A 13,040-nucleotide genomic window follows, 5' to 3' on the forward strand; every position below is an offset into this window, starting at 1 on the left:
CACTAGGCTCCGTGTTCGTGGCAGTACTGGAGGGCGCGGCGCGCAAGACGTTGGCGTTCGGGCGGCGGGCTCTCGGGCTCGATGTGTCGACGCCCGATCACACGGTCGCGGTCCTGCATCGCGACGAGACCGAAGTCCCCGGACTCGACAAACGCGAACGCGCGCAACTGGATCGGATCCGCCTGATGGGCGCCACCGGCGCGGTCCTGATGGCGATCGCGGCGCTGGGCATCGGCGCCCAACCGGTGCACCAGAATCCGGTCTCGGGTGTGCGGGTGCTCGGCATCTTCGCCCGCGCCCACACCGGATCGCTGGCCATGTGCATGTTCGGCACCGCCCTGGTGATCGGCGCCTGGCTGCTGCTGGGCCGCTTCGCGGTCGGCGGGCTGGCCGGTTCGCCGCTGCACCGGCTGAGCCGCTCGCAACTCGACCGCACCCTGCTGCTGTGGATCATTCCGCTGTCGGTGGCGCCGCCGATGTTCAGCAACGACGTCTATTCCTATCTGGCCCAGAGCGAGATCGCCGCGCGCGGCATCGACCCCTATTCCGAAGGTCCGGTGGCCGGGCTCGGAATCGACAACGTGCTCACCAACAATGTGCCGACCATCTGGCGCGACACCCCCGCGCCCTACGGGCCGCTGTTCCTGTGGATCGGCCGCGGGATCGCGGAACTGACCGGGGACAACATCATCGCCGGGGTGTGGGTGCACCGACTGTTGGCGCTGGCGGGCGTCGCGCTGATCGTGTGGGCGCTGCCGCGGCTGTCGGTGCGCTGCGGGGTCGCGCCGGTGAGCGCGCTGTGGCTCGGCGCGGCCAATCCGCTGGTGCTGTTCCACCTGGTCGGCGGCGTGCACAACGACGCGCTCATGCTCGGACTCATGCTCGCGGGCATGGAGCTGATGCTGCGCGCGATCTACGGCGAGGGCCGTCGACCCGACCGCCTCACCCCGACGAATCCGGCCCCCTTCGACACCCGTGCCTGGGCCTATCTGATCGGCGGCGCGGTGGTGATCACGCTGTCGTCCTCGATCAAATTCACCTCCATCATCGCGCTCGGTTTCGTCGGCATGGCCCTGGCCCGGCGCTGGGGCGGCTCGTTCACCGCGATCGTCAAGGCGGCCCTGCTGCTCGGCGCGGTCGCCGTGGTGACCACGCTGTTCATCGGGGTCGCCAGCGGACTCGGCTTCGGCTGGGTGCACACCCTCAGCGTCGCCAACGCGGTGCGCAGCTGGATGTCACTGCCGACCATCATCGGCATCGTCACCGGATTCGGCGGTGTCCTACTGGGATTGGGCGATCACACCACCGCCCTGCTCTCGATCACCCGCCCGATCGCGGCGCTGGTGGCCGCCTACATCACCGTGCGGATGCTCGTCGCCACCGGTCTGGGCCGCCTGCATCCGGTCGGCGCGCTGGGTGTGTCGCTGGCCGCGATCGTGCTGCTGTTCCCGGTGGTCCAGCCCTGGTACCTGCTCTGGGCCATCGTGCCGCTGGCCGCGTGGGCCACCCAGCCGGTGTTCCGGGTGCCCGCGGTGGCGTTCTCGGCGGTGGTGTCGATGCTGGTGATGCCGCGCGGCGCGGAATTCCAGGTCTTCCAGATCATCGGTGCCGCGTTGGCCGCCGTCGTGTGCTTCGCGTTGTTCTTCGCGCTCACCCGCCACACCCTGCCCTGGCGGGCGCAGGCGGGGGTGTCGGCTCCGTCACAGGGGGGCACGGCTTACCGTGTGACATCGTGAGAAGTCGCTCAGGACCCGCTGTTCGTGTCGACGGCGTGGTCAAGCGCTACGGCGAGACCACCGCGGTGGACGGGCTGCGGTTCGAGGTCGAACCCGCCCAGGTCTTCGCGCTGCTCGGCCCCAACGGCGCGGGCAAGACCACCACGGTCGAGATGTGCGAGGGCTTCGTCCGCCCCGATTCCGGCACCGTGCGCGTGCTGGGCCTGGACCCGATCGCCGACTCCGAGCAATTGCGTCCGCGCATCGGTGTGATGCTGCAGGGCGGCGGCGCCTACCCCGGCGCGAAGGCCGGCGAGATGCTCGACCTGGTCGCCGCCTACGCCGCCGACCCGATCTCCCCCGACTGGCTGCTGTCGACGCTGGGCTTGCGCGACGCCCGCCGCACCCCCTACCGCCGTCTGTCCGGTGGCCAGCAGCAGCGGCTCGCGCTGGCGTGCGCGCTGGTCGGCAGGCCCGAGATCGTCTTCCTCGACGAACCGACCGCCGGCCTGGACGCCCAGGCCAGGGTGCTCGTCTGGGAACTCATCGACGCGCTGCGCCGCGACGGGGTCACCGTGGTGCTCACCACGCACATGATGGACGAGGCCGAACAGCTCGCCGATCAGCTCGTCATCATCGATCACGGGCAGGTCGTGGCCGAGGGCACCCCGGCCGAGGTCACCGCGCACGGCGCCGCGGGCCAGTTGCGGTTCTGCGCCCCACCCAAACTCGATCTCGCGCTGCTGAAATCGGCACTGCCCGAAGGCTTCACACCGCACGAGACCACCCCGGGCACCTACCTGCTCGAAGGCGAGATCACCCCGCAGGTGCTGGCCACGGTCACCGCCTGGTGCGCCAGGATGGACGTGCTCGCCACCGACATCCGCATCGACCAGCGGCGCCTGGAAGACGTTTTCCTCGAACTGACCGGACGGGACCTGCGCGGATGACCGAGAGTGTGAGCCGGTTCCTGCCCGGCACCTTCACCCCCGACCCGCGCCCGGCCTCGCGCGCGGCGATGCTCACCGCCCAGACCGGGCTCGAGCTGAAACTGTTGCTGCGCAACGGCGAACAGCTGCTGCTCACCATGTTCATCCCGATCACCCTGCTGATCGGACTCACCCTGCTGCCGTTCGGCGACCTGGGTGAGCACCGGGTGGACCGGATCGTGCCGATGGTGATGATGACGGCGGTGATGTCGACCGCGTTCACCGGTCAGGCCATCGCGGTCGGTTTCGATCGACGCTACGGCGCGCTCAAACGCCTCGGTGCCACCGCGCTGCCCCGCTGGGGCGTGATCGCGGGCAAGTGCGCGGCGGTGCTGATCGTGGTGGTGTTGCAGGCGATGCTGCTCGGGGCGATCGGGGTCGCGCTGGGCTGGCGGCCGGGTCTGGGCGGGCTCGCGCTCGGCGCGCTGGTGATCGCGCTCGGCACCGCCACCTTCGGGGCGATGGGCCTGCTGCTCGGCGGCACGCTCAAGGCCGAGATCGTGCTGGCACTGGCCAATATCCTGTGGTTCATCATGCTCGGCGTGGCGGGCCTGGTGCTGGTGGACGGCCTGCCCACCGCGGTCACCACCCTGGTCCACCTCGTGCCCTCCGGCGCGCTGGCCGTCGCCCTCGATGCCGCCCTGACCGGGTCGATCGACTGGTTCGGGGTGGCGGTCCTCGCCGCGTGGGGCCTGGTGTGCGGGTGGCTCGCCACCCGGCTGTTCCGCTTCCACTGACGTGACCAACGACGCACTGTAGTAGCCCTGGTCATAGGGTCGAAATTCCGGCCGGTACCATTCGTGACGTGCTGTATCGCGCCTTCGTTGGCCTCGTCGACCGGCTGCCGCTCCCCTCGCTGCGGGTGCAGCGGCTCCTCGCGCTCGCGGTGATCCTGAGTCAGGCCGGAATCTCGGTGACCGGCGCCATCGTGCGCGTCACCGCCTCCGGCCTCGGCTGCCCCACCTGGCCCCAGTGCTTCCCCGGCAGTTTCACCCCCGTCGGGGTCTCGGAAGTGCCGGTCATCCACCAGACCGTCGAATTCGGCAACCGCCTGCTCACCTTCGCGGTGACGCTGTGCGCGGCGCTGATCGTGATCGCCGTCGTGCGCGCGCGCCGACGCAGGGAAGTGCTGGTCTACGCGTGGCTGATGCCCGGCGGCACGGTCGTGCAGGCGATCATCGGCGGCATCACCGTGCGCACCGGACTGCTGTGGTGGACCGTGGCGGTGCACCTGCTGGCCTCGATGGTGATGGTGTGGCTGGCCGTGGTGCTCTACGCCAAGATCGGCGAACCCGACGACGGCATCCCCACCGTGCAGGTGCCCGCCCCGCTGCGCTGGCTGACCGCGCTCAGCGGCGTCGCGCTGGCCGGGGTGTTGATCGCGGGCACACTGGTCACGGCCGCGGGTCCGCACGCGGGCGACAAGAGCATCGAACGACCGGTGGCGCGCCTCCAGGTCGAGATCGTCACCCTGGTGCACCTGCACTCCCAGCTGCTGATCGGCTACCTGGCGCTGCTGATCGGGCTCGCCTTCGGCCTGTTCGCCGTCGGGATCACCCCCGCGATCCGCCGGCGGCTGTTCGTACTGCTCGGGCTGGTCGTCGCGCAGGGTCTGGTGGGTGTGGTCCAGTACTTCACCGATGTGCCCGCGGCACTGGTCGCGATCCACGTCGGCGGGGCCGCGGCCTGCACCGCCGCGACCGCCGCGCTGTGGGCCTCGCTGCGCACGCGCGAGACGATCGACGTGCCCGCCCTGTCACACACCCACTCCTGACCGCGACAAAGCCCGCGTCGCACTGCGATTCGCGGGCTTTGTCATGGGTTCGGGATTACGCCCCCGCGAACAACTTCCAGTTGCGCGCCTTGGGGAACTTGGTCTGATGGGCCACCCAGCCGGCCATCTTGTCCCAGTGCTCGGCGGTGGGGGTGACGATCGAGCCGATCTCGCGGCTCCACTCGTCGGTCTCGGCCAGGCCCTCGACCCGCTCGACGACGGCCTTGGCGGTGGCCATATCGGCGACCACGCGGTCACCGAGGATGCCGTCGGCGCCGACCAGGGTGATCCGCACGCCCTGCTTGCCGAGATACTGCAACACGGCCGTGCCCGAACCACCGTGCTGCGCGACGAATTTCACGATGGACTTCTCGACCTCGGCCGGCACCTTCACGGCCTCGGGGGCGGCGGTTGTACTCATGGGCGCTAGTTTACCGGCCGGTAGTTTTTCGTCCACCCCCGAGTGAGCGCCCGCGCGAGGTGTAGAAAGAGAACCCATGCGCGCGATTCAGGTTTCCGAGCACGGCGGTCCCGAAGTCCTGCGGTACGTGGAGGTGCCCGACCCGCAGGCCGGGCCCGCTCAGCTGCTGGTCGATACCCAGGGTGTGGGCGTCAACTTCATCGATATCTATTTCCGCACCGGCCAGTATCCGCAGGCCACGCCCTATATCCCCGGGTCGGAGGGGACCGGGCTCGTGGTGGCGATCGGCTCCGATGTCACCGAGTTCGCCGTCGGCGACCGGGTCGCGTGGGCGTCGGCGAAGAGCAGCTACGCCGAGTTGGTGGCGGTCGACGAGGCCGTCGCGGTGAAGGTGCCCGACGAGGTCGAACCGACCGTGGCGGCGGCCGCGCTGCTGCAGGGCATGACCGCCCACTACCTGACCGAGTCGGTGTTCTCCCCCGAACCCGGCGACCCGGTGCTCATCCACGCCGGTGCGGGCGGAGTGGGGCTGCTGCTCACCCAGATGGCCGTCGCCAAGGGTGCCAGGGTGATCACCACCGTCTCCACCGACGCCAAGGAGAAGCTGTCACGCGAAGCGGGCGCCGCCGACGTGCTGCACTACGGAGACGACCTGGCCGACCGGGTCCGCGAGCTCACCGACGGGATCGGCGTCGCCGCGGTCTACGACGGAGTCGGCGCGAGCACCTTCGAGGCCAGCCTGGCGTCGTTGCGCGTGCGTGGGACGTTGGCCCTGTTCGGTGCGGCCAGCGGGCCCGTTCCCCCGTTCGACCCCCAGCGCCTCAACCCCGCGGGCTCGCTGTGGCTCACCCGCCCCTCCATCGGCGCCTACACCCGCGACCGCACCGAATTCCTGTGGCGCGCAACGGATGTGTTCGACTGGATCGCGGCGGGAACACTGAAGTTCCGCATCGGCGCCACCTACCCGCTGGCCGATGCCGCACAGGCACAACGGGATCTGGCCGATCGCAAGACCACCGGGTCGATCGTGCTGCTGCCCTGATCGACACCATGTCCCCTGACCTCGCGCGAATCACGCACGCGCCGTTCAGTAGTCGCGGCCGGTGAGCCCTCGGTAGACGAAGCGGGTGATCGACTCGATCGCCTCGTCGTCGGTGAGGGTGACCGCGCCGTCCTCGACCATGCGCAGCATGCCGTCGACCGCGGCGAACATCATGGCGAGGCTGGCGTCGGTCGTGCCCGGTAGGCGTAGGCCGCGCGCGGGGAAGTCGGCGACGTGGTCGGCGATGTCGGCGCGCTGCTCGGTGCCGAAATCGGCGACGATCCGGGCGAATTCGGGGCTGACCTGGGCGGCCTGTCCCATCGCGCGCAGGACCGCGGCGTGCTCGCGGGCGAAGGTCCAGTAGCCGCGCACGTGGTAGCGCACGGCCGCCGGGTCGGCGAAGTCCCCGCTGTGGGCGGGGTCGGCCGCGCGCTCGTCACCGGCGGCGGCCATCTCGCGCAGGAGTGCTTGCAGCAGTTCCTCTTTGCTCGCGAAGTGGTTGTAGAACGAGCCGGCGGCGCGACCGGCGGCGGCGGTGATGTCGGTGATCTTCGCGTTCAGGTAGCCGTGTTCGGCGAAGACCTGCCGGGCGGCGACCTTGAGCGCCTGCTCGGTCTCCGCGGACTTCTCGCGTCTGCCCACCATCGGACACCACCTCCTTGACAAGCACCGTACCAAGACTGAAACTGAATTCACTTTCACTGAATGTGAATTCAGATCTCGTCGCAGGAGGTACTTCCCCATGTCCGACCAGGTACTCGTCGTCGGCGCGGGCCCGACCGGCCTCACACTCGCCCTCGATCTCGCCCGACGCGGTGTCGGCGTTCGCGTCGTCGACCGGGCCGATTCCCCGTTCCAGGGGTCGCGCGGGGACGGTCTGCAACCGCGCACCCTCGAGGTGTTCGACGACCTCGGCGTGATCGACGCCGTCCTCGCCACCGGGCGCGAACTGCCGGTGATGCGGGCGTACTTCGCGGGTGCGTTCGCCGGTGAGCACCGCATGGCCGAGCCGGTCGCGCCGAGCGCGCAGGTGCCGTATCCGAATGCGTGGGTGCTCGGCCAGTCCGAGACCGAGGCGATCCTGCGGGGCCGGCTCGCCGAGTTCGGGGTGACGGTCGAATTCGGTACGGCGCTGGACGATTTCGCCCACGACGACACCGGGGTGACGGCGACACTGCGACGCGATGGGCGCACGGAGACGGTGCGGGTGGACTATCTGGTCGGCGCCGACGGAGGCGCGAGCACCGTGCGCAAGCGGTTGGGCATCGCGTTCGAGGGCAGCACCGACGACTCGATCCGAATGCTGCTCGGCGACGTGCGCGTCGACGCCCTCGACCACGAGTACGGCTACTGGTTCGCCGCCGCGGCCGACCAACCCATGACCGGTTTCGCGCTGTCCCCGCTTCCCGGCGGCCGACGTTTCCAGTTCGCCGCACCGCTGCCCGGCGACCGACCCGTTCTCGGCGAACAACCGGCCCCCGATCTCGCCGCCCTGCAAGCCCTCGCCGACCGACACACCTCGGGTCTGACGCTGACCGACCTCTCGTGGATCACGGTGTGGCGCCCCAACATTCGACTCGCCGCCCGCTTCCGCGACGGCCGGGTGTTCCTGGCGGGCGACGCCGCCCACGTCCACCCACCCACGGGCGGCCAGGGCCTCAATACCGGTGTCCAGGACGCCTACAACCTCGGCTGGAAGCTCGCGGCCGCCCTCGACGGCGACCCCACCGCCCTGGACACCTTCGAGGCCGAACGCCGCTCGGTCGCCGCCCGCGTCCTCGGCCTGAGCACCGACCTGCTCGACAAACTCGTCGACGGCGACCCCGACGCCCTGCGACGCGGCCCCGAAACCCGTCAGCTCACCATCACCTACCGCTCCCCCACTGCCCACGGCGCCCTCGTCACCGGCGACCGCGCCCCCGACGCCGTCCTCCACGACCACACCGGTCGCCCGATCCGACTCTTCGACCTCTTCCGAGGCCCCCACGCCACGCTCCTCCGCTTCGCGCCCACCATCGAAACCCCCGCCTCGACCCCGCTGTCACCTCCCCGCCCCACAGCCGCCTCCTCGACACCGGGCGCGGATTCCGCGAAGCCCGAGCGCGCCGCCCGCACGCCCGACGCGGAATACCGACACGCCGCGACCCTGGTACATTCCGGCCTCCACACGGTCGATATCCACCGCACCACCGCCACCGGCACTACTTACCTCGACCCCGACGGCCACGCCTTCACCGCCTACGACGCCACCCCCGGCACCGAGATCCTGATCCGCCCGGACGGACACGTCGCCGGTCGCCGATAAACCGCCGGCGGACGCTACCTGCCAGGGGCGGACCCGAAAAACGACGATGGCCGGGCAATCCCTGCCCGGCCATCGCGCGAAATCTCCTGCTTACAGCCCGATCAGGCTGCCGACCGTCTCCCACCCGAGCACCGAGTCCACGGCCAACCCGCAGAACACCACCGCCAGGTAATTGTTCGACTGCAGGAACAGCTTCAGGGGCTTCACCGACTCGCCGCGGCGCACGCCGGAGTAGAGCTGGTGGGCCATCAGCAGGAACCAGGCGCCGGCCACCAGCGCGACCGCCGCGTAGATCACGCCCGTCGCGGGGACGAGCGCCATCGTGGCGAGCACGGTCAGCCAGGTGTAGATGACGATCTGCTTGGTCACCACCTGCTCGGTGGCCACCACGGGCAGCATCGGCACCCCGGCCGCGCGGTAGTCCTCCTTGTAACGCATGGCCAGGGCCCAGGTGTGCGGCGGTGTCCAGAAGAAGATGACCGCGAACAGCACCAGCGCGGGCCAGCCGATGTCGCCGGTCACCGCGGACCAGCCGACCAGGGCGGGCATGCAGCCGGCCGCGCCGCCCCAGACCACGTTCTGCGAGGTCCGGCGCTTGAGGCCCTTGGTGTAGACGAAGACGTAGAACAGGATCGTGGCCACGACCAGCGCGCCGCTGAGCAGGTTGGCCTGCCACCACAGCCAGGCGAAGGAGAGCACGCCCAGGGTGACGCCGAAGACGAACGCGTGCGAGGTCGGCACGGCGTCGCGGGCCAGCGGCCTGCGCGCGGTCCGCTTCATCACCTTGTCGATGTCGGCGTCGGCGACACAGTTGAGGGTGTTGGCGCTGGCCGCGCCCATCCAGCCACCGAACAGGGTGACCAGGATCAGCCGGATGTCGACGGTGCCGCGATCGGCCAACAGCATCGTCGGGATCGTGGCGACGAGCAACAGCTCGATGACGCGCGGCTTGGTGAGCGCGATGTAGGCCAGGGGTTTGCGCACGATGCGCGCGCCGAGACTGTCGCCCGCGAGGCGGTCGGCCAAGGCCGTCGACGAAGTTCCGTGCGCACCGCTACTACCCGGCTCGTGACCGATCCGCACTGTATCTCCTCGCACGCTGTGCTTCGCTTCGCATCCGGTAATGGAACGAGCAGCGCGCGGCTGCGGCGCGGCCACTACTACAGAGGATGGTAGACCCCTCACCAGCCGCTGTTCGCCAGGCCCCCGCCACCGTGGGCCCGGTCACCATGTCCGGCGCCCGCCCACCGACCGGTGAACCGGCCTCGACACGCAGGTGAACGCCACCGCGACCCCGCCGCGCGCACCCCGCGCGATCACCCGTGGCCGGGCACCGCCGAATCGCCGCGATCCGAACTAGACTCATGCCAGGGTTCGCGCCAACCGGGTCTGCCAGCACCACTAGGGTATTCATGTATATCGGTACGCATCCGGCCGCGTAGGACCCGTACGACATCACCGCCGCTGCCGAGCTATCGCCGTCGACGAAACCTAGGTCAGGAGAACCACGGTCGTGCCAGTCACCAGCGACATTCACGCCCTCACTCAGCGGAACTACCCCAGCGACTGGACGGACCTCGACACGAAGGCCGTCGACACCGCCCGCGTCCTGGCCGCCGACGCGGTGCAGAAGGCGGGCAACGGGCACCCCGGCACCGCGATGAGCCTCGCGCCGGTCGCCTACACCCTGTTCCAGCGCACCATGCGTCAGAACCCGGCCGATCCGTGGTGGACCGGTCGCGACCGCTTCGTGCTCTCGTGCGGACACTCCAGCCTCACCCTCTACATCCAGCTCTACTTCGCCGGTTTCGGCCTCGAGCTCGAGGATCTGGAATCGCTGCGCCAGTGGGGTTCGCTGTGCCCGGGTCACCCGGAGTACCGCCACACCAACGGTGTCGAGATGACCACCGGCCCGCTGGGTCAGGGTCTGGCCTCCGCGGTCGGCATGGCGATGGCGGCGCGTCGTGAGCGCGGCCTCTACGATCCCGCCGCGGCCGAGGGCGAGAGCCTGTTCGACCACTTCATCTACACCATCGCCTCCGACGGCGATCTCGAGGAGGGCGTCACCTCCGAGGCGTCCTCGATCGCGGGCACCCAGCAGCTGGGCAACCTCGTGGTGATCTACGACGACAACGAGATCTCCATCGAGGACGACACGCTGATCGCGTTCAACGAGGACGTGGCCGCGCGCTACGAGGCCTACGGCTGGCACGTGCAGACCGTCGAGGGCGGCGAGGACGTGGTGGCGATCGAGGCCGCGCTGGCCGAGGCCAAGGCGGTGCGCAACAAGCCGTCGCTGATCATCCTGCGCACCATCATCGGCTACCCCGCGCCGACCAAGATGAACACCGGCGCCGCGCACGGTGCCGCGCTGGGCGCCGACGAGGTGGCCGCGATCAAGAAGGAGCTCGGTTTCGACCCCGACGCCTCCTTCCAGATCGACCCCGACGTCATCGCCCACACCCGCAAGGCGCTGATCCGTGGCGCCGAGGCCGCGGCCAAGTGGGAGCTCGAGTTCGCGGCGTGGGCGCTGAAGAACCCGGACAACCACACCCTCTACAAGCGCCTGCAGGCCCGTCAGCTGCCCGAGGGCTGGGAGAAGGCGCTGCCCGAGTTCGAGCCCAGCGCCAAGGGCATGGCCACCCGCAAGGCCTCCGGCGCGGTGCTCGCGGCGCTGGCCGATGTGCTGCCCGAGCTGTGGGGCGGTTCGGCCGACCTGGCCGAGTCCAACAACACCACGATGCCCGGCCAGCCCAGCTTCGGCCCGACCGACATCTCCACCAGCCACTGGAAGGCCGAGCCGTTCGGTCGCACGCTGCACTTCGGGGTGCGCGAGCACGCGATGGGTTCGATCCTCAACGGCATCGCCCTGCACGGCCCGACCCGCCCCTACGGCGGCACCTTCCTGGTGTTCAGCGACTACATGCGCCCGCCGGTGCGCCTGGCCGCGATGATGCGCACCACGGTCACCTACGTGTGGACCCACGATTCCATCGGTCTGGGCGAGGACGGCCCGACCCACCAGCCGATCGAGCACCTGGCCTCGCTGCGCGCCATCCCGGGTCTGAACGTGCTGCGCCCGGCCGACGCCAACGAGACCGCCTACGTGTGGCGTTCGCTGCTCGAGCGCGGTTCCGACGAGCACCACTCGCACTACCCGGTCTACGAGCCCGCCAAGCAGGACGGCCCCTCGGCGCTGGCGCTGACCCGCCAGGACGTGCCGACCCTCGAGGGCACCAGTTACGAGGGCGCGTCCAAGGGCGGCTACGTGCTGGCCGACGCCGCGAACGGCACCCCGCAGGTCGTGCTGATGGCCACCGGTTCGGAGGTCCATCTGGCGCTGGCCGCGCGCACTACCCTGGAGGGACAGGGCATCGCGACCCGCGTGGTCTCGCTGCCGTGTGTGGAGTGGTTCGACGCCCAGGACAAGGCGTACCGCGATTCGGTGCTGCCCCCGTCGGTCCGCGCCCGCGTGTCGGTCGAGGCCGGTATCGCGATGCCGTGGCACCGCTTCCTCGGCGACGCCGGCGAGCATGTCGGCATCGACCACTTCGGTGCGTCGGCGCCGTACCAGAAGCTGTACAACGAGTTCGGGATCACCGCCGATGCCGTCGTCGCCGCCGCACAGCGTTCGCTCGACAATGTGAAGGGGTAAATCCATGGCACAGAACGAGAATCTCGCCGCGCTCTCGGCCGCGGGCGTCTCGGTGTGGCTCGACGATCTCTCGCGTGATCGCATCCAGTCCGGCAATCTCGCCGAACTGATCGCGACCCGCAGCGTCGTCGGTGTCACCACCAACCCGAGCATCTTCCAGGCCGCGCTCAGCGCCGGGCACGCCTACGACGCGCAGTTGAAAGACCTCGCGTCCCAGGGCGCCGACGCCGACGCGGCGATCCGCACCATGACCACCGACGACGTGCGCGCCGCCTGCGACGTGCTGGCGCCGGTGTTCGAGGCGACCGGCGGCGTGGACGGGCGGGTGTCGATCGAGGTCGACCCGCGCTTCGCCTTCGACGCCGACAAGACCGTCGCCCAGGCGATCGAGCTGTGGAAGATCGTCGACCGCAAGAACCTGTTCATCAAGATCCCGGCCACCGAGGCGGGCCTGCCCGCCATCACCTCGGTGATCGGCGAGGGCATCAGCGTGAACGTGACGCTGATCTTCTCGGTGCCGCGCTACCGCGCGGTGATGGGCGCCTACCTCGACGGCCTGCGCAACGCCAAGATCGGCGGCCACGACCTGGCCAGGATCCACTCGGTCGCCTCGTTCTTCGTCTCCCGCGTGGACACCGAGATCGATGCTCGGCTCGAGGCGATCGGCACGCCCGAGGCGCTGTCGTTGCGTGGCAAGGCCGGTCTGGCCAACGCGCGACTGGCCTACGCCGAGTACCAGGACGTGTTCGACGGTGGCGCGCACACCTCCACCTACAACCACCTGGCCTCCCAGGGCGGTAACCGGCAGCGGCCGCTGTGGGCGTCGACCGGGGTGAAGAACCCCAACTACCCCGACACCCTCTACGTCTCCGAGCTGGTCGGGCCGAACACGGTCAACACCCTGCCGGAGAAGACGCTGCAGGCGTTCGCCGATCACGGTGAGGTCGCCGGCGACACGCTCAGCGGGCGCGGTGCCGAGGGCGCCGCCGTCTTCGCCGAACTGAGCGCTGTCGGTATCGATCTCGACGATGTGTTCGCGGTGCTGGAGCGCGAGGGTGTCGACAAGTTCGAGAGCGCCTGGAACGAACTGATCGAGGCCACCACCGGCGAGCTGGCCGGCGCGGCGGAGGGCAACTGAG

At 69.9% G+C, this 13,040-nt stretch carries 11 protein-coding genes; 8 read left to right on the plus strand and 3 right to left on the minus strand.

Annotated features, from left to right (window positions below):
* Nucleotides 1-17: 17 nt before the first annotated feature.
* From mptB to ACFP3H_RS14990, 4 genes are all read left to right on the plus strand, one after another.
* Nucleotides 18-1,736, plus strand: coding sequence for a polyprenol phosphomannose-dependent alpha 1,6 mannosyltransferase MptB (mptB, locus tag ACFP3H_RS14975; protein ID WP_378605789.1), 1,719 nt, complete (start codon nt 18-20; stop codon nt 1,734-1,736).
* The gene (locus ACFP3H_RS14980; RefSeq protein WP_378605792.1) at nt 1,733-2,665 is read left to right on the plus strand and encodes an ABC transporter ATP-binding protein; all 933 of its coding nucleotides are present in this window, start codon (nt 1,733-1,735) and stop codon (nt 2,663-2,665) included. Before mptB ends, ACFP3H_RS14980 begins: the two co-directional genes overlap by 4 nt.
* On the plus strand, nt 2,662-3,441 hold the full coding sequence (locus ACFP3H_RS14985) for an ABC transporter permease (RefSeq protein WP_378605795.1): 780 nt from the start codon (nt 2,662-2,664) through the stop codon (nt 3,439-3,441). Before ACFP3H_RS14980 ends, ACFP3H_RS14985 begins: the two co-directional genes overlap by 4 nt.
* Nucleotides 3,442-3,509: 68 nt before the next feature.
* Nucleotides 3,510-4,478, plus strand: coding sequence for a COX15/CtaA family protein (locus ACFP3H_RS14990; protein ID WP_378605798.1), 969 nt, complete (start codon nt 3,510-3,512; stop codon nt 4,476-4,478).
* A gap of 55 nt (nt 4,479-4,533) precedes the next feature.
* Here the strand turns inward: ACFP3H_RS14990 and ACFP3H_RS14995 are convergent, their stop codons facing one another.
* Complete coding sequence (locus ACFP3H_RS14995) at nt 4,534-4,899, minus strand: hypothetical protein (RefSeq protein ID WP_378605801.1); 366 nt, start codon at nt 4,897-4,899, stop codon at nt 4,534-4,536.
* Nucleotides 4,900-4,975: 76 nt separating this feature from the next.
* Here ACFP3H_RS14995 and ACFP3H_RS15000 point away from each other — a divergent pair, with 76 nt between their 5' ends.
* Nucleotides 4,976-5,941, plus strand: a complete 966-nt coding sequence (locus ACFP3H_RS15000; protein WP_378605804.1) for a quinone oxidoreductase family protein — start codon at nt 4,976-4,978, stop codon at nt 5,939-5,941.
* Nucleotides 5,942-5,986: 45 nt separating this feature from the next.
* Here the strand turns inward: ACFP3H_RS15000 and ACFP3H_RS15005 are convergent, their stop codons facing one another.
* Nucleotides 5,987-6,586, minus strand: coding sequence for a TetR/AcrR family transcriptional regulator (locus ACFP3H_RS15005; RefSeq protein WP_378605807.1), 600 nt, complete (start codon nt 6,584-6,586; stop codon nt 5,987-5,989).
* Nucleotides 6,587-6,683: 97 nt separating this feature from the next.
* Between ACFP3H_RS15005 and ACFP3H_RS15010 the strand changes: the two genes are divergently transcribed.
* Entirely contained in the window at nt 6,684-8,246 is a 1,563-nt protein-coding gene (locus tag ACFP3H_RS15010; protein WP_378605810.1) for an FAD-dependent oxidoreductase, read from the plus strand.
* 90 nt (nt 8,247-8,336) lie between these two features.
* Here ACFP3H_RS15010 and ACFP3H_RS15015 read toward each other — a convergent pair whose 3' ends face one another.
* Nucleotides 8,337-9,329: a heme o synthase gene (locus ACFP3H_RS15015; RefSeq protein WP_378605813.1), complete on the minus strand. Its 993-nt coding sequence runs from the start codon at nt 9,327-9,329 to the stop codon at nt 8,337-8,339.
* Between the two features lie 430 nt (nt 9,330-9,759).
* On the opposite strand from ACFP3H_RS15015, the gene tkt reads away from it, so the two are divergent.
* Both tkt and tal read left to right on the plus strand, forming a co-directional pair.
* On the plus strand, nt 9,760-11,901 hold the full coding sequence (gene tkt / locus ACFP3H_RS15020) for a transketolase (RefSeq protein WP_378605816.1): 2,142 nt from the start codon (nt 9,760-9,762) through the stop codon (nt 11,899-11,901).
* Between the two features lie 4 nt (nt 11,902-11,905).
* The gene (gene tal, locus ACFP3H_RS15025) at nt 11,906-13,039 is read left to right on the plus strand and encodes a transaldolase (RefSeq protein ID WP_378605819.1); all 1,134 of its coding nucleotides are present in this window, start codon (nt 11,906-11,908) and stop codon (nt 13,037-13,039) included.
* The last annotated feature ends 1 nt before the right edge of the window (nt 13,040 follow it).

The sequence above is a fragment of the Nocardia lasii genome (assembly GCF_042658545.1).
GTDB lineage: Bacteria > Actinomycetota > Actinomycetes > Mycobacteriales > Mycobacteriaceae > Nocardia > Nocardia lasii.

What these genes read in the sequence shown, in the direction of transcription:
- ACFP3H_RS15010 (WP_378605810.1), top strand. Translation starts at nt 6,684, where the DNA reads ATGTCCGACCAGGTACTCGTCGTCGGCGCGGGCCCGACCGGCCTCACA.
- ACFP3H_RS15000 (WP_378605804.1), top strand. Translation starts at nt 4,976, where the DNA reads ATGCGCGCGATTCAGGTTTCCGAGCACGGCGGTCCCGAAGTCCTGCGG.
- ACFP3H_RS15005 (WP_378605807.1), bottom strand. Translation starts at nt 6,586, where the DNA reads ATGGTGGGCAGACGCGAGAAGTCCGCGGAGACCGAGCAGGCGCTCAAG.
- ACFP3H_RS14985 (WP_378605795.1), top strand. Translation starts at nt 2,662, where the DNA reads ATGACCGAGAGTGTGAGCCGGTTCCTGCCCGGCACCTTCACCCCCGAC.
- tal (WP_378605819.1), top strand. Translation starts at nt 11,906, where the DNA reads ATGGCACAGAACGAGAATCTCGCCGCGCTCTCGGCCGCGGGCGTCTCG.
- ACFP3H_RS14995 (WP_378605801.1), bottom strand. Translation starts at nt 4,899, where the DNA reads ATGAGTACAACCGCCGCCCCCGAGGCCGTGAAGGTGCCGGCCGAGGTC.